Source organism: Archangium gephyra (genome assembly GCF_042230915.1).
GTDB lineage: Bacteria > Myxococcota > Myxococcia > Myxococcales > Myxococcaceae > Archangium > Archangium gephyra_B.
In genome coordinates, this window is sequence record NZ_CP102578.1 from 1960462 (window position 1) to 1981328 (window position 20867).

The 20867-nt window shown below is 71.1% G+C and carries 15 protein-coding genes; 12 read left to right on the forward strand and 3 right to left on the reverse strand.

The annotated features are described in order from the left end of the window. Positions 1–76: 76 nt before the first annotated feature. The gene (locus NR798_RS07815; protein ID WP_375770801.1) at positions 77–538 is read left to right on the forward strand and encodes a PTS sugar transporter subunit IIA; all 462 of its coding nucleotides are present in this window, start codon (positions 77–79) and stop codon (positions 536–538) included. An 18-nt stretch (positions 539–556) separates the two neighbouring features. Here NR798_RS07815 and dtd read toward each other — a convergent pair whose 3' ends face one another. Continuing rightward, entirely contained in the window at positions 557–1024 is a 468-nt protein-coding gene (dtd, locus tag NR798_RS07820; protein ID WP_375770802.1) for a D-aminoacyl-tRNA deacylase, read from the reverse strand. Between the two features lie 7 nt (positions 1025–1031). Next, positions 1032–1655, reverse strand: coding sequence for a TIGR02265 family protein (locus NR798_RS07825; protein WP_375770803.1), 624 nt, complete (start codon positions 1653–1655; stop codon positions 1032–1034). 248 nt (positions 1656–1903) lie between these two features. Here NR798_RS07825 and NR798_RS07830 point away from each other — a divergent pair, with 248 nt between their 5' ends. The 7 genes from NR798_RS07830 to NR798_RS07860 all read left to right on the forward strand — a co-directional run bounded on the left by NR798_RS07830 (position 1904) and on the right by NR798_RS07860 (position 13647). Then, positions 1904–3769 carry a serine/threonine-protein kinase gene (locus NR798_RS07830; RefSeq protein ID WP_375770804.1) on the forward strand — a complete coding sequence of 622 codons (1866 nt, stop codon included), beginning with the start codon at positions 1904–1906 and terminating at the stop codon, positions 3767–3769. A gap of 36 nt (positions 3770–3805) precedes the next feature. Then, entirely contained in the window at positions 3806–4735 is a 930-nt protein-coding gene (locus NR798_RS07835) for a tol-pal system YbgF family protein (protein ID WP_375770805.1), read from the forward strand. An 81-nt stretch (positions 4736–4816) separates the two neighbouring features. Beyond that, entirely contained in the window at positions 4817–7216 is a 2400-nt protein-coding gene (locus NR798_RS07840) for an MYXO-CTERM sorting domain-containing protein (RefSeq protein ID WP_375770806.1), read from the forward strand. A 40-nt stretch (positions 7217–7256) separates the two neighbouring features. Beyond that, the gene (locus tag NR798_RS07845) at positions 7257–9584 is read left to right on the forward strand and encodes a hypothetical protein (protein WP_375770807.1); all 2328 of its coding nucleotides are present in this window, start codon (positions 7257–7259) and stop codon (positions 9582–9584) included. A 41-nt stretch (positions 9585–9625) separates the two neighbouring features. Next, entirely contained in the window at positions 9626–10417 is a 792-nt protein-coding gene (locus NR798_RS07850) for an SDR family oxidoreductase (protein WP_375770808.1), read from the forward strand. Between the two features lie 282 nt (positions 10418–10699). Then, positions 10700–12940, forward strand: coding sequence for a D-alanyl-D-alanine carboxypeptidase/D-alanyl-D-alanine-endopeptidase (gene dacB / locus NR798_RS07855; RefSeq protein WP_375770809.1), 2241 nt, complete (start codon positions 10700–10702; stop codon positions 12938–12940). Positions 12941–13125: 185 nt separating this feature from the next. After that, positions 13126–13647, forward strand: coding sequence for a single-stranded DNA-binding protein (locus tag NR798_RS07860; protein ID WP_375770810.1), 522 nt, complete (start codon positions 13126–13128; stop codon positions 13645–13647). A 107-nt stretch (positions 13648–13754) separates the two neighbouring features. Here NR798_RS07860 and NR798_RS07865 read toward each other — a convergent pair whose 3' ends face one another. After that, on the reverse strand, positions 13755–14474 hold the full coding sequence (locus NR798_RS07865; RefSeq protein ID WP_375770811.1) for a succinate dehydrogenase: 720 nt from the start codon (positions 14472–14474) through the stop codon (positions 13755–13757). A 246-nt stretch (positions 14475–14720) separates the two neighbouring features. Here NR798_RS07865 and NR798_RS07870 point away from each other — a divergent pair, with 246 nt between their 5' ends. From NR798_RS07870 to NR798_RS07885, 4 genes are all read left to right on the forward strand, one after another. Continuing rightward, complete coding sequence (locus NR798_RS07870) at positions 14721–15620, forward strand: Hsp33 family molecular chaperone HslO (protein ID WP_375770812.1); 900 nt, start codon at positions 14721–14723, stop codon at positions 15618–15620. 99 nt (positions 15621–15719) lie between these two features. Continuing rightward, positions 15720–16394 carry a phosphoribosyltransferase gene (locus tag NR798_RS07875; RefSeq protein WP_375770813.1) on the forward strand — a complete coding sequence of 225 codons (675 nt, stop codon included), beginning with the start codon at positions 15720–15722 and terminating at the stop codon, positions 16392–16394. A 24-nt stretch (positions 16395–16418) separates the two neighbouring features. Continuing rightward, positions 16419–18335 (forward strand): selenocysteine-specific translation elongation factor, encoded by a 1917-nt coding sequence (gene selB / locus NR798_RS07880; RefSeq protein ID WP_375770814.1) that lies wholly within the window; start codon positions 16419–16421, stop codon positions 18333–18335. After that, on the forward strand, positions 18332–20845 hold the full coding sequence (locus NR798_RS07885) for an ATP-binding protein (protein ID WP_375770815.1): 2514 nt from the start codon (positions 18332–18334) through the stop codon (positions 20843–20845). Before selB ends, NR798_RS07885 begins: the two co-directional genes overlap by 4 nt. Positions 20846–20867 lie beyond the last annotated feature (22 nt).

A 20867-nucleotide genomic window follows, 5' to 3' on the forward strand; every position in this document is an offset into this window, starting at 1 on the left:
AGGCAGGCGACCCTTGCGCGAAAGAAGGGTCAGGAGTAATTGCCCGCCTAGGCAGCGCCACCGCGGGAGCGCCAGCTTGCGAATCTCCGAGTTCCTCAGCCCAGAAGCCCTGATCGCGGACCTCCAGGCCCGCGACAAGCAGGCGGTGCTGCGCGAAATGAGCGCGGTGCTGGCCCGGGCCCATCCCTCCTTGAAGGAGGAGCGCCTCGTGGAGGTGTTGCGCGAGCGCGAGAAGCTCGGCTCCACCGGCATTGGCGAGGGCGTGGCCATTCCCCACGGCAAGCTGCCCGGGCTGGGCAACCTGGTCGCCGCCTTCGGCGTGTCGCGTCAGGGCGTGGACTTCGAGGCCATCGACGGCAAGCCCACCCACCTCTTCTTCGCCCTGGTCGCCCCGGAGAACAGTGCCGGTGTCCACCTCAAGGCACTGGCGCGCATCTCGCGTCTCTTCAAGAATCCCCGCTTCCGCGCCTCCATCCTCGAGGCCACCTCGGCCGCCGACATCCACGCGCTGATCGTCCAGGAAGACGCCCGGCCCTGAAGCCGGGTCCCCGGCCGCTCAGCGCGGAGTGGGTGCCGCCCCGCTCCCCGGGCTCTCCAGGAGGATGGTGACGGGGCCGTCGTTGACGAGCGCCACCTTCATGTCCGCCGCGAAGATGCCCGTGCCCACCGTGAGGCCGCGGGCGCGCAGCACCTCGCAGACGCGCTCGTAGAGGGCCTTGGCGCCCGCGGGCTCCATGGCGTCGATGAAGCTGGGCCGCCGGCCCTTGCGCGCATCTCCGTAGAGGGTGAACTGGCTCACGACGATGAGCTGCCGCGAGGTGTCCTCCAAGGACAGGTTCATCTTGCCCGCCGCGTCCTCGAAGATGCGCAGCGTGGCGAGCTTCTCCGCCATCCACGCCACGTCCGCTTCCGTGTCGCCCTTGCCCACCCCCAGCAGCACGAGCAGCCCCGGGCCCACCTGGCTGACGCGCTCGCCGTTGACGGTGACGGAGGCCTCGAGGACCCGCTGGACCACTGCCTTCATATCGTGCTCACTCCCAGGAGAAGTCGTACGTGCCGTCGAGCGGGGCCACCTGCTGGCCGCGCACCTTCACGTGCCTCACTCCATACTCCGTGAGGAGCTTCTCCAGCACGCCCTCGTGGTACTCCACCGGCAGGAAGCTGCGCCGGATGAGGAGCTGGCCGCGCGCCGGCCCGTGCCACGTCACCGTCCGCTCGCCGTAGCTGGCCGCCACCCGGTAGAGGGTCTGCACCCCGCCCAGGAACAGCCGGATGTCCTGGCCGGCCATCAAGCGCACCGCGTTGCCCACCGGCGAGCCCAGGAAGTCCGCCGTGGCCTTGCGGCCCAGGGCCCGGGCCGCCTCCTCGGGTCCGCCGTACCGGCCGCTCAGCTCGTGCACCGCCGCGCCACTCAGCCGCACCAGCCGGGCGATGGGGTAGTTGAAGAAGCTCACGAAGCCCTGCCCCTCGAGCACCTGCTGGCAGCGGGCCAGCGCGGCCTCATCCCCGAGCGAGCGCACCGCCTCCAGCATGCTGGTGAAGAACAGCCCGCGCGCGGTGTCCTGGGGGGTGGCCAGCTCGAGGCGCCGCTCCCACTCCCGGTCCCAGCCGCCCGGGGCCCCGTCTTCCCTGCTGGTGTCGGGGCGCGTGCTCATGGCAGAGGGCGGGCCTGGCTGATTGTCTGCCCGGCGAGGGAACAACCGGAGGGCCTCGAACGTATCCAGGGCGGACCTCCCCAGGCAAATCCGCCTGCCCTCGGGGCGGACATCCCAGGAGTGCCCAGATGACCTGCCCGAGGGTGTGACATAGGATGCGCGACCGCATGACTGTTCAGCGACCGTGTCGCACCTGTGGGGGGACTCTTCCGGAAGGGGCAATGGAATGCCCCCGCGACGGAACCCCCGTGTCCATCGAGTCCCATCCGGACGAGAAGACGGTGCTGCGCGCCGCGCCCACCGGCCCCATGGAGGAACGGTTCCCCTCCTCGGACGAGCCGGAGGCGGCGTGGGAGTCCACCGTCCGCAAGGACATCATGGTGGGACAGCGCATCGGCGAGTACGTGGTGCGCCGGCGCATCGGCAGCGGCGGCATGGGCGTCGTCTACGAGGGCGAGCACCCGGTCATCGGCCGCAAGGTCGCCATCAAGATCATCCGCCCGGACTCCTCGGAGGGCGTGCGCGCGAGAGACCTCGTCGGCGAGGCCCGCGCGGTGAGCGCCATCCGCCACCGCGGCATCATCGACATCTTCGGCTTCGGCACGCTCCCGGGCATCGGCCAGTACCTGGTGATGGAGTACCTCAACGGCCGGCCGCTCGATGAGGTCATCCTCGACCGGGCGCCGATGCAGCCCTCCGAGGTCATCCGGCTCATCATCGAGGTGCTCGGCGCGCTCTCGGCCGCGCACGCCGTGGGCGTCATCCACCGCGACCTCAAGCCGGGCAACATCTTCCTCGTGCTGGAGTCCAACGGCTCCGAGTACGTGAAGGTGCTCGATTTCGGCCTCGCCAAGCAGGGCACCACGCCCAACGGTCCCACGCCGCAGACGCGCGCGAGCATGATCGTCGGCACCCCGGAGTACATGGCCCCGGAGCAGGCCTGTGGCCAGCCGGTGAGCCCGCGCACGGACCTGTACGCGGTGGGCATCATCCTCTTCGAGATGCTCACCGGACGGCTGCCCTTCCGGGGCGACTCGCCCATGCACGTGGCCATCCAGCAGGTGCAGGCCCAGCCGCCCTCGCCGGACTCGCTGGTGGAGGGTCTGCCGCAGGAGCTCAATGACCTCGTGCTGCGGCTGTTGGCGAAGGAGCCCGAGCAGCGGCCCGCCTCGGCCGAGGCGGTGGCGCGCGAGCTGAAGACGATCGCCCGCACGCTGGCCGTGGACATGACGCAGCTGGCGGGTTTCGCCCGGACGATGCCGGAGCCCGAGCCCGTCTCGCGCCCCGCTCCGCGGCAGGAGGCACCCGCGCGGACCGCGCGCCCGGCGGCCCCGGCTCCCGCGGAGACGGTGGAGGCCCCGAAGGCCGTCACCGGCTCGCGCCAGGCCGTCACTTTGCCGGAGACCGAGGCGACCGAGGCGGCATCCGTGCCCGGTGCCCGCCCGGCGCCGGTGGCGCGGCCCCAGGCACGTCCCCAGGCCGCGCGCCCGCAGGCCGCCGCTCCCCGGACTCCGCCCACCACCGAGGTGGTTCCGGTCCAGGTGCCGCGCGCGCCCGTTGCGTCCAACTCCCGCATGCAGCTGCTGATGGGGGTGGGGCTGGCGGCGGTCCTCCTGGGGGTGGGGGTGGGGGTGGTTGTCTCCAAGGGCGACAGTGGCCCGGCCGGACCGGAGGTGACGGGGACGGCCGCGTCGAAGGACCCGGCGGCCGGGACCGGCTCGACGCCGCGGCCCCTGCCCACCCCGCTGGACTCCCCACCCGGGGTCGAGACGCCCGAGCAGCCGGAGACGCCGCCCACCCCGCAGCCCGTGGTCACGTCCTCGGACCCGGTTCCCGAGAAGACTGGGACGAATTCCGAGCAGCAAAATGCGACTTCTGTCACGAAGCCCCGTTCTACTACCGGAACCTTCCAGCTCATCTCGGGGTGTTGGGCAGATGTGTACATCGACGGCAAGCTCCGGGGACGCGCGCCGATCCGGCCTGTCACGCTGAGCGCGGGCACCCACAAGCTCAGTCTGATCGGCAATCCCAAGATCAAGAACCATCGGACAGAGATCCAGATCCCGGAAGGGGATAAGTTCGAGTACACCGCCCCGTGTCAGCCCGCCGGGTAAAGAAACGCTCTTTCATCTCAGGAGCCGTCATTCCCCATGTTTCCGCGTTCGCTCTTGCTGCTGGTGTTGCTCCTCCCCCTGACGACCTGGGCGGCGCAGCTGCCGGGCATCCGGCTGTATCAACGGGGCGAGTACGCCAAGGCGAGCCGCACGCTGAAGCAGGAGATCAACAACCCCCGGCGTAGCGAGGAGGAGCGCGCCCTGGCGCGCGTCTACCTCGCCGCCTCGTTGATGGCGCTCGAGAAGGAGGACGAGGCGTACGAGCAGCTCGAGGAGCTGGTCCGTATCTACCCGGAGCAGCGGGTGGATCCCGCCCTCTTCCCGCCGGAGCTGGTGGAGCTGGAGCTGAAGGTGCGCGAACGGCTGAACGCCGAGCGGCTGCGCCAGGAGGCCGAGCAGGCCGAGCTCAACCGGATTGCCGCCGCCGAGGAGGCCGCGCGGCGCAAGCGGGAGCAGGAGGAGGCGGCCCGGGACAGGGTGACGGATGGGTGGCCGCGGGAGGAGCCTCAGGGTCCGGTGTCCGCCGCCCCGCCCGCTTCCCCCTTCCGGCTGCGTCCGGAGGCCCTCGTCTTCAGCGATGTCTCGGGGTTCATTCCGCCCACGAGCAGGTCCTCCATTGGCTTCGGGCTGGGGCTCAGCGCTGGCATCGGGATGTTCGACGGGAGCGCGCGGGCGCTCATCGGCAATCGGAGTCTCGGGGTGGAGCTCGACGCGGGCCTTCTCTTCGGCAACGGTGCCTTCCAGCCTCGGCTGGGCCTGCGGGGGACGGTGGTGCCGTTCTTCGAGGGAGGCGGCATCGCGATCGGGGGCGGGGGATCCTTGGGAGCACGGCTGGCGCTCTCCCCGGCATTCACCGCGCTGGTGGACGTGAGCTACCAGGGGTTCGCCGTTCCCGAGAACCAGCAGTCCGCTTACAGGTCCTTCGTGGTGGTGGGCTCGGCGGGCCTGGGCTTCAACCTGCTCTAGGGCACGGCAGGTGGCCCGGAGCGTTGAGCCTCCGGGCCGCTCCGGGCTTCAATCCGCTGTTGTTTTCCAAGGGGAACTCCCATGCAGCGTCGTGTGCTCGGGCTGTTGGCCGCAGCCGGTGTCGTCCTCGTGTCATGGGGGGCGGTGAGCCAGCCCGGGTTCCTCTCGGCGCCGGCTCCGGCCGGGTCCCCCCAGCGCCTCCGTACCTCCTTCCGGCCGGGCATCGTGCCGGCGTCCGAGGGAGCCACGGAGGCCTATGTGCTGCGGCACGGGAGTGCCAGCGCCCTCTTCACCGACAGCGGCGTGCGGCTGCGTCTGCCCTCCCGTACCCAACCGGTGCGAGAGCTGGGCTGGAGCGTGGCGGGCGCGCGTGCGGTGCGGCCCCAGGCGGAGAAGCCGCGCGAGGCGGCGTTTCTCCAGCGGGAGGTGTCTGGCTACGGCGGGCTGCGCTATCCGGGGGTCCGGCCGGGCGTGGACCTGTGGTTCGAGGAGCATGCCGAGGGCGTGGAGTACGGCTTCCGGGCCGGGCGCGGGGCGGACCTGAAGCGGGTGGAGCTGGAGTACGCGGGGGCGAGCGAGGTGCGGGTGGTGGAGGAGGGGCGGGCGCTGGAGGTGGTCCTGGAAGAGGGCGTGCTGCGCGAGCAGGGGCTGCACTGCACGCAGGAGGGGGCGGGGGGCACTTCGTATGCGGTGGCGTGCCGGTTCACGGACGCACGCCCGGTGGGGCGGGAGCGCTGGGCGTACGCCATCGAGGTGGATGTGGAGGAGTCGGAACGCCCGGTGGTGGTGGACCCGGTCATCCTCTGGAACAACTACCTCGGCGGCTCTCGGGACGATGAGTTCGGGGGCATGGCGGTGACCGACGCGGGGGAACTCTTCGTCGTCGGGACGCTCATGCAGCAGGACCTCGGGCCCGACCCCATCACCATCGATGGGTTGCCGATGGTGAGTCCAACCTCGAAGGCCGTGCTCGTCGGCAGCTTCCACGCGGATGGCGGGTTCAGGGCGTGGCGGGCCTTGCACGGGGGCGGCGAAGACATCGGCCGATCCGTCACCATCGGCAAGGACGGCATGCTGTACATCGCGGGTGACACCACGTCGAATGTCTTCCCGGGCCTCGACTACTGCCTCAACCACGGTGCGGGTGAGCCGCGCAACAAGGATGCCTTCGTTGCCCAGTTCGATCCCGTGGAGTTCAGGTTCCGAGGCATCTACCTCGTGGGGACGACGGCTGGGGACGAGATCGCCCACGGCATCGCCACCGGGCTGGATGGCCGCCTCTTCCTCGTGGGGCAGACCACCTCTCCGGCGTTCCCCAGCGACACCATCCCGACTCCGGATGGGGGCTGGGATGGGGGCGAGGATGCGTTCGTGGCGCGGCTCCTTCCCTCCGTCCCTCCGGATGGGGGGCTCACGTGCCCCGGTAGCCCCTTCGCCGCCACGTTGGAGTGGTCCATCGTGGGGCGCGGGACGCATGACGATGTCACCTACGCGGTCACCGTGGATGAGGCGGGCAAGGTCTACGTCGCGGGCAAGTCGGCCTCCGCGGTCAGGATGCTCCCGGCGGGCTCGATCACACGGCCGCACGCGGGGGACGCGGGCAACGACGACGTCTTCGTCGCGCGAGTGGACCCGGATGCCGGTACGGTCGAGAAGAGCCTCTACCTGGGAGGCCTGGGGAACGAGGAGGGGCGTGCGCTCGCGCTCAAGGGGCCCGGCAGTACCAGCCTCTTCGTGGGTGGGACGACCCGCTCGGCGGGCTTCCCGCTGAGCACGGGCTCCGGCGTCTCCGTGTCCGATGCCTTCGTGGTGGCGCTCGACAAGGACACGTTCGGCGTGAAGGGCTCGAGCACCTTCGGAGGCGCCGAAGGAGATGACGAGGGGCTGGCACTGGCCGTCGATCGGAGCGCCACGGCCGCCGGGAAGAACATCGTCTACCTGGGGGGAAGGACCACCTCGGTGAATGACTTCCCGTTCGTGGCCGCCTTCGACACGAGGTTCGGCGCGGGCCCTACCGAGGGGTTCGTAGCCCGGCTGGAAGTGGATGCGGGCGCTCCCTCGTGGTCGACGCTGCTGGGGGGCGAGGCGGATGACGCGGTGCTCGCCCTGAGCAATCAGCCCCTGGGGCGCCTGCTGGTCGGCGGCACCACCACCTCCAGTGACCTGGCTCCGGGCACGAGCGGCGGGAGAGAGCCAGGGGGCGGGAGCGACCTGTTCCTCCTCCAGGTGGATCTCCCCGCGGACGGGGGAACGCAGCCCGGCGAGGACGCGGGGACGGATGCGGGCGAGGACGCGGGGACGGATGCGGGCGAGGACGCGGGGACGGATGCGGGCGAGGACGCGGGCCCGCTCCGGTCTCCCCTGGGTTGGTCCTGCGGTGCCAGTGGGACCAACGGTGGGCCGGGTGCCCTCTCGCTCGGCATCCTCGCCGGGCTGGCGCTGCTTGCTCGTCGCCGCAAGCAGGCGGACCACCCTGGATGAGGGGGGGCCCCTGATTCGTTCTCTTTGTAGGGGGGCTGCCGTGTCTCATCGTTCGTTCGGTGTGGTGGCCGCAGCCGCGGCGATCCTCGTGTTGTGTGGTGGGGCGATGGGCCAGCGCGGGTCTTCCAGCGCTCCCGCCATGGTCCAAGCGCCGGCTCCGCTGAAGGCGCCCGTCTTCCGGCCGGGCATCGCTCCGGTGCACGCGGGCTCGGAGGGGCGGTACGAGCTGCGGCACCTGCACTCCCGCGCGCTCTTCACCGACAGGGGCGTGGAGCTGCGCCTGCCCTCGCGTCTCCAGGAGTCACGTGCCCTGGGCTGGAGCGTGGCCGGCGGGCGTGCGGTGCCGCCCCTGGCGGAGAAGCCCCGGGAGGCGAAGCTCCACCGCTTGTTGGGGCCGGAGGAGTCCTGGGAGCGCGAGGTGCCCACCTACGGAGGGCTGCGCTACCCGGACGTGCTGCCCGGGGTGGAGCTGTGGTTCGAGGAGCGTGCCGAGGGCGTGGAGTACGGCTTCCGGGCCGAGCGCGGGGAGGACTTGCGGCGGGTGGAGCTGGAGTACGCCGGAGCGCGGGAGGTGCGGGTGGTGGAGGAGGGGCGGGCGCTGGAGGTGGACCTGGGCGAGGGCGTGCTGCGGGAGCAGGGGTTGCACTGCGCGCAGGAAGCAGCGGACGGGAGCATGAAGGCGGTGGGTTGCCGCTTCGCGCACGCGCGGCCCGTGGGCCAGGAGCGGTGGGCGTACGCCATCGAGGTGGACGTGGAGGACCCCGGGCGTCCGGTGGTGGTGGATCCGCTCGTGCTCTGGAACACCTATCTGGGGGGCCGCGGCGGGAACTACAACGAGCTCCGGGCCATCGAGCAGAACAGCACGGGGGATGTCTTCATCGTCGGGACCACCGACACGCCTCCGGCCAGCCCGCCCCTGGATTCGAGCCGTTCGTTCGGTGGCCTCGGGGGTGTCTCCGATGTGCTCGTCGCGAGGTTCAACCGGGACGGTGGGCTCGTCTGGTCGGCGGTGCTCGGCGGGGGCGGCGGTGATCTCGGCATGGGGCTGGCCATCGGTGACGCGGATGAGCTGTACATCGCGGGCAGCACGGGCTCTCCGGACTTCCAGCAGCCGTTGTCCGATGGGGGAACGGCGAGCAGCCCCACACTGGGCTCGGTGGATGGCTTCGTCGCGCGGCTCGACCCCACCGGAACGCAGCTCGGCTGGTTCGTGCGCCTGGGCGGAAACAACGTGGATTACGTCAACGGCTTGCTCCGGACCCCGGACCACCAGCTGTACGCCATCGGGTACACCAGCTCGACCAACATCCCGAATCTCCAGGGCGTCACGGATCCCACCATCCGGGGGGAGGAGGGGTTCATCTCCCGCATCAACCCCGACGTGACCCCCACCGCGCCGCTGTGGACCGTGCTCGTCCAGGGGCCGGGGAACGAGTCCCTGTCCGGGCTCGCGCACGACACCGGCTCGCTCTACGTCACGGGACGCACGGCCCCCGTGTCGGGGGGCTCGCAGGATGCGCTCGTCGCCGTCATCGATGGGATCGGGACCCTGGCGCCCAGCATCGTCAAGCGGTTCACCCTGGGGGGAACCGGGTTCGACGATGGGCGTGCCGTGCGCATCGGAGGTGCACCCACGCAGCGGGAAGTGCAGGTGTTCGGGACCACCGAGTCGAAGGATTTCGCCGGGGGAGCCAAGGGCGGTTCCGATGTCTTCGTGGCGACGTACCCGACCTATGCGTCCAACAGCGCCATGCCCCAGCAGAAGCTGGGGCTGCTGGGCAGCACCGCCGGAGGGGAATACATCTGGAGCCTGACGGCCGATGACTCCGGCAGGGTCTACATCGGCGGCACGACCACCTCGATCCTGGGCCTGGCCACCAGCGAGGCCTTCGAATCCACCTACTCCGGGGGGATCTGGGATGGGTTCGTGGCGAGGGTCAACCTCGATGCGCAGCCCGTGCTCGAGTGGGCTTCGTACGTCGGAGGAGAGGGCGAGGAACAGGTCTATGCGCTGCACGTCGACAGACTGAACCCGGCGCGGCTGCTGTTCGGTGGTTCCACCAACTCGGTGGCGCTGATGTATTCGGACGCGGGCTACGACACGTCCCCGAATCTCGATGCCATCTATGAGATGTTCCTGATGACGGTGGACCTGGATGCCCCGACGCCGGTGCCGCCAGGGCCCGACGGGGGAACGCCTCCAGATGGAGGAATGCCGCCGGATGCCGGGGCGCCGGGTCCGCTGCGGTCCCCGGTGGGCTGGTCCTGTGGTTCCAGCACCAGCGGCGATGGGCCGGCGGCGCTCGCGCTCACCGCGTTGGCCGTGCTGGTGGTGCTCGTCTCCCACCGCCGGAGGCTGCGCGCCTGAGTGCCCGGCATTAACCTCCTCGGCGCGGAGGAGACAGGCACATGGCGAATGCGACGGGCACGGCGCTCGTGACGGGTGGCAACCGGGGGATTGGGCTCGAGGTGTGCCGGCAGCTCGGCCGGCTCGGCATGCGGGTGCTGCTCACGGCCCGGGACATCGCCGAGGGCGCCAAGGCCACCGCGGCCCTGCACTCCGAGGGGCTGGACGTGACCTTCGAGCCGCTCGACGTCACGTCCCAGGAGAGCCTCGACAACCTGGTGGACCGGCTCGAGCGCCAGGGCACGCGGCTCGCGGCGCTCGTCAACAACGCGGCCATCGCCCTGGCGGGCTTCGACGCGAACGTCGCCGAGCGCACCGTCGCGGTGAACTTCTTCGGAGCAATGCACGTCACCGAGCGCCTGCTGCCGCTGATGGAGGAGCACGGCCGCATCGTCATGGTGTCGAGCGGGGTGGGGGAGCTGGAGGGGTTGTCGCCCGCGCTCCGCCAACGCTTCGACCCGCCCCCGCCCAAGGAGGAGCTGGCCGCGCTGCTGCGGGCGTTCGTCGACGACGTGCGCAGCGGCCAGTACGCGCAGAAGGGCTGGCCGGGCTCGGCCTACCGCGTCTCGAAGGTGGGGCTCAACGCGCTGACGCGCCTGCTCGCCGAGGAGGTGAAGCCGCGTCACCTTCTCGTCAACGCCGTCTGCCCCGGCTGGGTGAAGACGCGCATGGGGGGCGCGCACGCACCGCGCGGGGTGGAGGAGGGCGCGGACACCATCGTCTGGGCCGCAACGCTTCCCCCGGATGGCCCCTCGGGTGGGTTCTTCCGCAACCGCCGGTCCATTCCCTGGTAGTCAGCCGCGCGCGAGCACCCCCGTCCCTGGCTTGTCGGAGGCCCTCTCACTCCACCGGCACGCCGCCGCCATGTCGGCACGGGTGGGTAGGCTCCGCCCTCGGGAGAAACGCCTGCCCGCCTGCCCGTTTTTCTCACGAAGCGAACACTGGTCCACAGATTGGGTAACGCTTTGCCGCCTGGTGGAAGGCCGGGCGCCCAAGAGGGCGGTTCCAGTGGCGTGTCTCCCTTGCCGCCCCCCCCTCCCCCTCCCATAATGGCCCTCACTTTTCCCGGAGAGCACGTGCAGGTCCACCGAGCCAGAACACTCTTGGCCGTGACGGTCGCCATTTTCGTCACGTTTCCGCGCGTTGGCGTCGCCGCGCCGGACGACAAGAAGCGCGCGGAGCGCGAGGCCCTCAGGGCTTCGCTGATGCAGGTGCTCCAGCGCGAGCCCCTCAACGCCAGCCGCGTGGCCGTCCACATGATGAGCCTCGATGACGGCAGCGTGGTGTTCAGCCACAACGCCGATGAGCTGCTCAATCCCGCTTCCAACGTGAAGCTCGTCACCTCGGCGGCGGCGCTCGCCACGCTGGGGTCCGAGTACCGCTACGAGACCGAGTTCCTCGTCGAGGCCGAGTCCGATGGGCTCAAGGCCAAGACGCTCTACGTGCGCGGCAAGGGGGACCCGTCCATCACCACCGAGCGCCTCTACGGCATGGTGGGGGAGCTCTTCCACACCGGCCTGCGCGAGGTGCAGGACATCATCGTGGACGACTCCTGGTTCGACGCCGAGCGCACGCCGCCCGGGTTCGATCAGGAGGACTCGGACCGGGCCTACATGGCGCCCACGGGCGCGCTGAGCCTCAACTGGAACGCGGTGGGCGTGTACCTGCGCCCCGGTGACACCCTCGGCGCCAAGGGCGTGGTGGAGATCGAGCCGCAGAGCGACTTCTTCGTGGTGGAGAACGCGCTGACCACCGGCAACGCCCGGGCCCGCCGCTTCTCGGTGGCCTCGGACGCCGCGGGCGCGCAGCAGAAGATCGTCGTGCGGGGCCAGGTGCCGCAGGGCGGCGCCTACATGAGCGTGTACAAGAAGATCGACAACCCGCCCATGTACTTCGGCCAGACGCTCAAGCAGATGCTCAACGCGCGGGGCGTGAAGGTGAAGGGCAAGGTGAAGCTGGGAATCACGCCCACCAAGGCGAAGCTGGTGCACGTGTCGCACTCGGACACCTTCGACATCATCCTCAAGCGCCTCAACAAGCTCTCGAGCAACTTCGTGGCCGAGACGCTCCTCAAGACGATGGGCGCCGAAGCGCGGGGCGCGCCGGGCAGCTTCCCCAAGGGCATCGACGTGGTGGAGGAGTTCCTCGCGCGCGAGGTGGGCATCCCCCGCGGCACCTACGTGATGAAGAACGGCAGCGGCCTCAACGACACCAACCGCTTCTCCGCCGCGCAGTTCGACCGCATCCTCCGCTACATGTACGAGCGCTTCCCGCTGGCGCCCGAGTACCTGTCCTCGCTGGGCATCGCCGGCAAGGACGGCACGCTCAAGTACCGCTTCGACGGGACGGAGGCGGTGGGCCGGCTGCGCGCGAAGACGGGCACGCTGGAGAACGTGTCGGCGCTGAGCGGCTACGTGCAGGCGGCCGGTGGGGAGAAGTTCATCTTCTCCATGATGGTGAATGACTACCCGGGCCGCTCCGGGCCGGTGGTGCGCGGGCTGGATGCGCTGGGCGCGGCGGTGGCCTCGGTGGGCTCCACCATGGGCCCCGGGCGCACGGTGGCGGAGTTGGCCGGCGGCGAGCAGTCCAGCAGCCCCCAGGCCGAGGTCGTCACCCGCGTGAAGACGTACCTGGCGCTGGGCAGCCAGCGGGATGCGCGCAACATCGGCTTCCTGCGCACGGCGTGGCGCAGCGAGAGAGACCCCGCGGTGCGGGCGGTGGTGGCCGAGAGCCTCTACCAGTCCAACCCGCAGGACTACCTCGGGGTGCGCACGCTGCTGGACAGCTACTCGGCGGGCACGGACGTGTACGGCCGGCTGCGCTCGGTGGCCAAGGAGCTGTCGGTGGAGGTGCCGGGCCTGGGCAGCATGGTGGAGCTGGCGGCCAGCGGCAACGCCGAGGCGCTCTCGCGCGTCATCGAGCTGTCCTCGGCCGCCTCGGGTGACGCCGCCGCCGAGACGGAGATGGCCGAGGGCCTGGGCGCGGTGGCGCGCACGGCGCCCGAGGAGCTGGTGCTGGCGCTCAAGGTGGCCGCGGCGAAGGACCGCGAGATGGCCACCACGCTGCTGGCGCGCGGGCTGGTGCAGGCCGGCGAGGCGGAGCACCCCTTCTGGAAGGCGCTCAAGAAGAGCCTGGGCTCCACCGACACGAAGCTGGCGGAGTTCGCCCGCGGGCTGGATGGAGCGCTCTCGCGCAAGGTGGCCGAGGAGAAGGCGCCCAAGCCGCTGGTGCCCGCGCAGGTGGTGGCTCCGGCCTCCGCCGTCCAGGTGGGGCCCGGGGGCATCGAGCGCACCGCCGACACCCGTCCGGGCGGGTGAGTGAGGCCCTGGTTGCCCGGCCGCCCCTCGTCCCAGCAGCGGACAGATGACCGGGTGAATCCCTGTTCAGGTGGGGACTCGACCGGTATGCTATAGGGCGAGTCCGGTGGTGGGTGCTCAGCCCCCACCCGACGCAAATGTGACCGGTCCGTGGTGGACCGGTCCTCGTGGAAAGGCACGGCATCATGGCTGGAGGAGTCAACAAGGTCATCCTCATCGGCAACCTTGGCGCGGACCCGGAAGTGCGGTTCACCCCGGGCGGCCAGGCAGTGGCCAACTTCCGTATCGCGACCAGCGACACCTGGACCGACAAGAACGGCCAGAAGCAGGAGCGCACGGAGTGGCACCGCATCGTGGTGTGGGGGAAGCTCGCGGAGCTCTGCGGCGAGTACCTGAAGAAGGGCCGTCAGTGCTACGTCGAGGGCCGCCTGCAGACGCGGGAGTGGACCGACAAGGAGAATCGGAAGAACTACACCACCGAGGTGGTGGCCAACGCGGTGACCTTCCTCGGCGGCCGTGATGGCGCCGGCGCGGGTGCGGGCGGTGGCGGCGGTGGTGCCCGCGGCGGTGGCTACTCGCAGCAGCGTGGCGGGGGCCAGCAGCAGGGCGGTTACGACGACTACGGTCCGCCCCCCATGGGCATGGACGAGGGCGGCGGCGGCGGCGGTGGTGGCAGCGGCGGTGGAGACGACGACATCCCGTTCTAGGGTCGTGCGCTCCGGCGCCTGGAAGTGAAACGGCCGCTCCCGGGAGACCGGGGCGGCCGTTCGCCTTTCCGGAGCCCGGCGTGCGGGCTCCGAGGTGCGGGCGGGGACTAGTGGTCCGACTGCACGCCCCGCGCCTGCATGATGCGCGCGCGCTCCTGCATGACCTCCTCGGTGCCACCGGCCTTGTGGAGCGCGAAGAGGGCGCCCCAGCCGATGCCGAGCAGCACGAGGAAGATGACGATGGACCAGGGCTCGAAGCGGCGCATGGAGCGCTCGGAGGCCAGCAGGCCCCAGCCCATGGCGAAGCCCTGGATGCCGTTGGCCAGGTGGTAGGCCGTGCCCAGCACGCCCAGCACGTAGACCATGAGGGTGGGCGCGTGCCAGCGCATCTCGTAGGCGATGGCGGCGAAGGGCTCCGCGCCGCCGTAGATGAGGCGCGGCTGGAGGAAGGCCAGCCACACGTGGGCGCCGATGAAGAAGAGCACGCCCAGGCCGGCCACGCGCTGAACGATGTACTTGAGGTTGCCGTAGTAGGGGTAGGCGAGGTTGTTCGGCTTGAAGCTGAACATGCGCACCAGGCCCCAGCCGGTGTGGAAGAGCAGCGGCAGCATCACGATGATGAACGTGAAGGCCTGCGCGTACGGGTGCTTGTACTGCGTCACCGACGACTGCCAGGCGGCGCCCCCGGAGAAGGCGGCGAGGTTGTCCCACAGGTGGTTCACCACCCAGATGCTCAGCGGCACCACGGCGAGGAACGAGCCCAGGCGGGACTGGAGGAGCGGTGTCTTCTGGGGGACGGCGGTAGCAGTGGCGGCGTGCGTGCTCATCGGTACTCCGGACATCGCGCGGTTGGGGGCCGCATCGAGTGACAGTCGGACGGACAGGGGGTTATAGCCCGTCCGGCGCGCGGGTAGGATTTTCTGCCATGAGTGGAGGCAGTCGGGGCGCACGAAGGTATCAGCCCGGGTGATGCGTCCCAGGAGGCCCCGCTGGCTGGAGCCCGGCCGGGGGAGCCATCGGCCTGAATGTCATTGGCGAGCGGCCCAAGGGTGGGCACGCTACTTCCAGACCTTATGGCCGATGAACTCGTCAGTGGATTGTTGAAGGAAACGGACCTGCGCGTGGTGCTCGTCACCGCCAGCGAGCTTGCCCGGCATGCGCGCGAGCTGCACCGCTCCGCGCCGGCCTCGGCCTCGTTGATGGCGGAGGCCCTGACGGCCGGCGCCCTGCTCTCCGCGCTGCAGAAGAGCGACTCGCGCGTCAACCTGCAGCTGGAGTGCGACGGGCCGCTCCGGGGCCTCTTCGTGGACGCGGATGCCACGGGGGTGCTGCGCGGCTACGCCAAGAATCCCCTCGTGTCCCACCTGGGCGCCGAGGGCACGTACCACTGGCGTCCGGCGCTCGGGAACAAGGGCTTCCTCTCGGTGCTGCGCGACCTCGGGGGCGGTGAGTACTACCGCTCGGCGGTGGAGCTCGAGGCCTTCGACCTGGCCCGGGACCTGGAGCGCTACTTCGGCATGTCGGACCAGCTGCCCACGCGCGTGTACCTCAGCGTGCTGCCGGGCACCGCCAACGGCGCCCCCGAGCCGCTGGGCACCGTGGCGGGCCTGCTGCTCCAGCCGCTGCCGGACGGGGACCAGGCGGCCTTCCGGGAGTTGGGCGACCGGCTCGCCCGGGACTTCGAGTCCACCCTGAAGGCGCAGGCCGGCCAGGGCACGACGGCGCTCCTCAAGGCGTTGGTGCCCCAACCGGATCTGGAGGTGATGTCCCGCTACCCCGTGTCCTTCACGTGCAACTGCAGCAAGGACCGGGTGAAGCGGGCCCTGGTGTCCATGGGCCGGGCGGAGCTGGAGGACATCCTCGCCACCGAGGGCGAGGCCAAGGCGGACTGCCATTTCTGTACGACGCATTACGTCGTCACCGGTGACGAAATTCGCCAGATTCTGGCGGAGATGGACCCGCCCACGAGCTGAGTGGGAACTGTCGAGCAGGCAGGCAGGCTCCGGCGGGAGTGGCGGCACCGGGCGGCCCGGGGTATGACGCGGCCCGCACCCCAGACCGGAGTCCTCCCCGTGGCCATCAAGCGGGCACCGCCCACCAAGGCACCGCCCACCAAGGCAACGCCCAAGGGCACGAAGGGCAAGCCTTCCCCGAAGCAGCAGGTGGAGAAGCTCGTCTCCATCCCGTCGGACATGATCCTCGCGCCTCAAGTGGAGGCGCCGCGCCAGCTCACCGGGAGGGACCAATCCCGCTCGAGCCGGAGCGTCCAGGAGCTGTCCTGGGCGGAGTTCGACCGCGCGGTGCAGACGCTCGCGCGCACCATCAGCCAGTCCTTCAAGCCCCAGGCCGTGGTGGGCGTGGCGCACGGTGGAGTGTTCGTGGGCGGGGCGCTCTCCAGCGCGCTCGGCTGCGACTTCTACCCGGTGCGCATCAGCCGCCGCAGCCGGGACAAGGGCGCGGCCAAGCCGAAGCTCAGCGGGGAGATGCCGCGCGAGCTCAAGGGCAAGCGCGTGCTCATCGTGGATGACGTGGTGTCCAGCGGCGACACGCTGGAGCTGGCCACCGCGCTGGCGCAGAAGGTGGGCGCCCGGGAGGTGAACACGGCTTCGCTGGTGGCGCGTCCCGGGGGCTTCGCCCCGAGCTTCTGCGCGCTGCCCACCGAAGCGCTCGTCGTCTTCCCGTGGGACTACGAGGCCGTCACCGAGGACGGGCGCTTCGACGTGGACCCGGACAAGGCGGGCGCCTAGCCGGGAGGGAGAGCCAGGGGCGAGATGATCATCGGCACCGCGGGGCACATCGATCACGGCAAGACGTCACTGGTCAAGGCGCTCACCGGTATCGACACCGACAGGCTCAAGGAGGAGAAGCGCCGGGGGATCACCCTGGAGCTGGGCTTCGCGCACCTGAAGCTCGACGACGGCACGATGGCGGGCGTGGTGGATGTGCCCGGCCACGAGCGCTTCGTGAAGGCGATGGTGGCGGGCGCCGGCGGGGTGGACCTGGCGGTGCTCGTGGTGGCCGCGGACGAGGGCGTGATGCCCCAGACGCGCGAGCACCTGGACATCTGCCGGCTGCTCGGCGTGAAGGCCGGGGTCATCGCGCTCACCAAGTCGGATCTGCTGGCGGAGCTGGGCGCCGAGTGGCGCGCGCTGGTGGAGGCGGACCTGGCCACGCTGGTGGGCGGCACCTTCCTGGAGGGCGCGCCGGTGGTGCCCGTGTCCTCGAGGACGGGCGAGGGGCTGGATGCGTTGCGCGCCGCGCTCACCCGGGCGGCCCGGGGCCTGCCCTCGCGCCCCGCGGAGGGTCCCGCCTTCCTGCCAGTGGACCGGGCCTTCACCATCAAGGGCTTCGGCACGGTGGTGACGGGCACGCTGCTGTCGGGCACCTTCGCGGTGGAGGACGCCATCTCCCTGCTGCCGGGGCTGCCGGGCCCCTTTCGCGTGCGCGGGCTGCAGATGCACGGCGAGGCGGTGCAGAAGGTGGCGGCGGGCCAGCGCACCGCGGTGAACCTGACGGGCGTGGAGCCCGAGGCGATTGCACGCGGCATGGTGCTGGTGAAGGCCGGCGAGGTGCCCGAGACGCACATGCTGGACGTGGAGCTGAGCCTGCTGCCCGCGGCGGAGGAGGGGCTCGCCCGGCGCCGCAAGCTGCTGCTGCACCTGGGCACCGCGCAGGTGGAGGCCACGGTGGCGCTGTTGGATTTGGACAAGCTGGAGCCGGGCGAGACGGCGCTCGCGCAGCTGCGGCTGTCCGGACCGCTGGCGGCGCTGCCGGGCCAGCGCTTCATCCTCCGGGGCTCGCGCGCGCTGCCGGGCCGGGGCGCCACGCTGGCCGGTGGACGCGTGCTGTCCATCACCCCGCCGCGCCGCCGCAAGGGAGGCTCCGAGGTGGTGGCCCCGTTGCTGGAGGCGGACCCGGGCGGCCAGGTGGCGTGGTTGCTGCGCCAGTCGGGCTACCGGGGCCTCACGCAGCAGGAGCTCTTCGCCCGCTCGGCGCTCGCGCCCAAGGTGCTCGCCCGGGCGCTGGAGCTGCTCGGCGCGCGGGGCACGGCGCTGCTGGTGGACAAGGAGCGGCGGCTCTACGTCTCGGGCGAGGTGTTCGAGGGCTTGCAGGCACGCGCCCTGGCGCTGCTCGCCGCCTTCCATGAGCGCGAGCCGTTGCGCGAGGGCCTGTCGCGCGAGGAGCTGCGCCAGCGGCTGAGCGGCGAGCTGGACGCGCGCCTCTTTGGCCGGGTGGTGCAGGCGCTGACGGACGCGGGGAAGGTGGAGGTGGACAAGGAGGTGGTGCGCCTCAAGGGGCGGGGCCGTACCCTGTCGCTGGACGAGGACGCGGCGCGCACGCGGCTGGTGGCGGACCTCTCGGCGGCGGGGCTGGCGCCGCCCACGCTCAACGAGCTGGCCGAGCGGCTGCGGTTGCCAGCGGCCCGGGTGCAGGAGTTGCTCAAGGTGGCGGTGGCCGAGGGCCGGGTGGTGCGGGTCAGTGAGGAGCTGTTCTTCGACGCGGGAGCGCTGGCCGGGCTGAAGGAGCGGCTGGTTGCCCACCTGCGCGAGAAGAAGGAGATTTCCACCCAGGCCTTCAAGGAGCTGGTGGGGCAGAGCCGGAAGTTCGTCATTCCCCTCTCGGAGTACTTCGACCGCGAGAAGGTGACGCTCCGGGTCGGAGAGAAGCGGGTGCTGCGGCGCGCATGACGACGAGGCATTTCAGCCAGACGGCCCTCAGGGCCCTCCTCGAGTCCCTGGGCAACCCCATGTACGTGGCGCGGGGGGGCCGGGTGTGGGCGGCCAACGAGGCCTACCTGGAGATGCTGGGGCGGGGCCGCGAGGACGTGGAGGGCCGCCTCTTCCTGGACTTCGTGCGTCCGGAGGACCGGGCGCGGCTCGAGGTCCGCTACCGGCGGCGGGAGGAGGGGACGCTGAAGGAGCGGGGCCCCCAGCGCTACCTGTTGCCCGGGCCGGGCGGCGGGACGCTGGAGGTGGCGAGCCACGTGCAGGAGGTGGAGGTGGAGGGGCTGGGCACGGCGTTCCTCATCAACTGCATGGTGCTGGGCCAGCGGCCGGCGGAGCTGGTGGTGGCCGAGCGCCTGGTGGAGACGAGCGCGGAGCTCGTCGCGGCGCGCTCGGAGGAGGCGGTGCGGCGGGTGGCGTTGGCGGGCCTCACCAGCGCGGGCTTCTCGGCGAGTTTCCTGGTGCGCGAGGGCGAGCGCTTCCTCACCCGGGACGGAAGCCCGCATTCAGGGGAGGGTGCCCTGGGGCTGCGCGCCCTGTCCGAGGGACGGCCCGTCTTCGGCGCCTCGGACCCGGAGGAGGCCACTCCCGTCTACCTTCCCCTGGGCACCACGCTGTCGGAGGTGCTGTGGGTGTCCGGGGTGGGGCTGTCGCCCTCCTACGGCTCGGTGCTGGCGCTCTTCGCCAAGGTGGTGGGGGCCGCGCTCACCGACGCGCGGCTGCTCACGGACGTGGAGCGGGGCCGCTGGGAGATGGTGGCGGTGGCCGAGGCGGCGCGCTTCGTCGCCCAGCCGGATCCTCCCTCGCCCGAGGACTTCCTCTCACGCCTGGCCGCGCTGATTGGCGCGGAGGCCGTGCTGCTCTATGCCCCGAAGACGCCCGAGGGCGAGCTCGTCCTCACGGCGCAGGTGGGGCTGGATGGAGAGCTGCGGGCCGTACTCGCCGCGCCGCTGGGGGGCCTGTCGCCGTCCGCGGTGGTGGCCCGGGGCGCGGTGCTCTCCAACGAGGCCGAGGAGCGCGCGCTGATGGAGGCCACCCGCGGCCGGCTGGGCAGTGGCGCGGCGGTGCGCCTGGCGCATGGCGGCCATCCGCGCGGGCTCCTCCAGGTGTTGCGTCCTCCTGGGCGTCCCTTTGGCGGGGCGGACCTGCGGCTGCTGGGCACGCTGTCCGAGCTGCTGATGACGCTGTTGGATCAACGCCGCCTGCGCACCGAGTCCGCCCGGCAGCTCGCCGACACACGCCTGCTGCTGGACCTGGCGCGCACCACCACGGCCACCCTGGAGGTGGCCAGCATCCTGGACGTGGCCTCGGACTTCCTCGTCAAGCTGCTGGACGTCTCCAACTGCTTCATCCTCCTGCACGACGAGCAGGCCGGGGTGTTGCGCGGGGCCGCCGCCTCCGCCACCCACCGCGACTTCTTCCGCGGCGTGGTGATTCCGTTGGATGACACCGGGAGCGTCGGCGCGCGTGTGGCCCGCGAGCGCCGGCCGGTCATCATGCCGGACCTGTCGAAGGTGGAGGGCATGGAGCAGCGCGAGCTCGTCCGCCGCTTCGAGGAGAAGGCGCTGCTGGCCCTGCCGCTCACCTCGCGCGAGGAGCTCATCGGCGTGGTGCTGCTGGACGACACCCGCCAGCCGCGCGACTTCGACACCGCCTTCGTCGAGCTGGCCGAGGCCACGTGCGGGCAGATCGCCCTGGCCATCGCCAACGCCCGGCTCTACGAGTCGCTCTGGGCCTCGTACGCGGAGCTGGCCGCTGCGCGCGCGGAGATGGTCCAGCGCGAGCGGCTGGCCGCGCTCGGCGAGCTGTCCGCCATCGTGGCCCACGAGGTGCGCAACCCCCTGGGCGTCATCTTCAACGCCGTGGCCTCGCTGCGCCGCCTGCTCAAGCCCGAGGGGGACGCGGCCATGCTGCTGGACATCCTCGCGGAGGAGAGCGACCGGCTCAACCGCATGGTGGGCGACCTGTTGGACTACACCCGCCCGCGCGAGCTCATCCTGCAACCCGAGGACGTGCCCCGCGTGCTGCAAGACGGGCTGGATGCCGTGGTCGCCCAGCAGCAGGGGGGCTCCCAGCGCGTCACCTTCGCCGTCGACGTGGCGGCGGACGTGCCCCGGGTGCCCATGGACCGGCGCCTCATCCGCCAGGTGCTGGTCAACGTGTTGGTCAACGCGCTCCAAGCCATGCCGCAGGGCGGGGTGGTCCAGGTGCGCGCCCGCCGCGAGGCGCACGGCAACAAGGAGCTGTTGCGCGTGGACGTGGTGGACCAGGGCTGTGGCATCCCCACCGAGCTGGCGCACCGGGTCTTCGAGCCCTTCTTCACCACCAAGGCGCAGGGCACGGGCCTGGGGCTCGCCGTGGTCAAGCGCATCATCGAGCAGCACCACGGCGAGCTCTCCCTGGAGAGCATTCCGGGCCGTGGCACCACCTTCACCTTCCGTCTTCCCCTCACCCAGCCGACGAGCCTGCCGTGAACGACGCATCGAAGCTCCCCAC

Coding starts and splice junctions, on each gene's coding strand:
- NR798_RS07850 (WP_375770808.1), top strand. CDS start 9,626: ATGGCGAATGCGACGGGCACGGCGCTCGTGACGGGTGGCAACCGGGGG.
- NR798_RS07865 (WP_375770811.1), bottom strand. CDS start 14,474: ATGAGCACGCACGCCGCCACTGCTACCGCCGTCCCCCAGAAGACACCG.
- NR798_RS07835 (WP_375770805.1), top strand. CDS start 3,806: ATGTTTCCGCGTTCGCTCTTGCTGCTGGTGTTGCTCCTCCCCCTGACG.
- dtd (WP_375770802.1), bottom strand. CDS start 1,024: ATGAAGGCAGTGGTCCAGCGGGTCCTCGAGGCCTCCGTCACCGTCAAC.
- NR798_RS07885 (WP_375770815.1), top strand. CDS start 18,332: ATGACGACGAGGCATTTCAGCCAGACGGCCCTCAGGGCCCTCCTCGAG.
- NR798_RS07825 (WP_375770803.1), bottom strand. CDS start 1,655: ATGAGCACGCGCCCCGACACCAGCAGGGAAGACGGGGCCCCGGGCGGC.
- NR798_RS07860 (WP_375770810.1), top strand. CDS start 13,126: ATGGCTGGAGGAGTCAACAAGGTCATCCTCATCGGCAACCTTGGCGCG.
- NR798_RS07840 (WP_375770806.1), top strand. CDS start 4,817: ATGCAGCGTCGTGTGCTCGGGCTGTTGGCCGCAGCCGGTGTCGTCCTC.
- selB (WP_375770814.1), top strand. CDS start 16,419: ATGATCATCGGCACCGCGGGGCACATCGATCACGGCAAGACGTCACTG.
- NR798_RS07870 (WP_375770812.1), top strand. CDS start 14,721: ATGGCCGATGAACTCGTCAGTGGATTGTTGAAGGAAACGGACCTGCGC.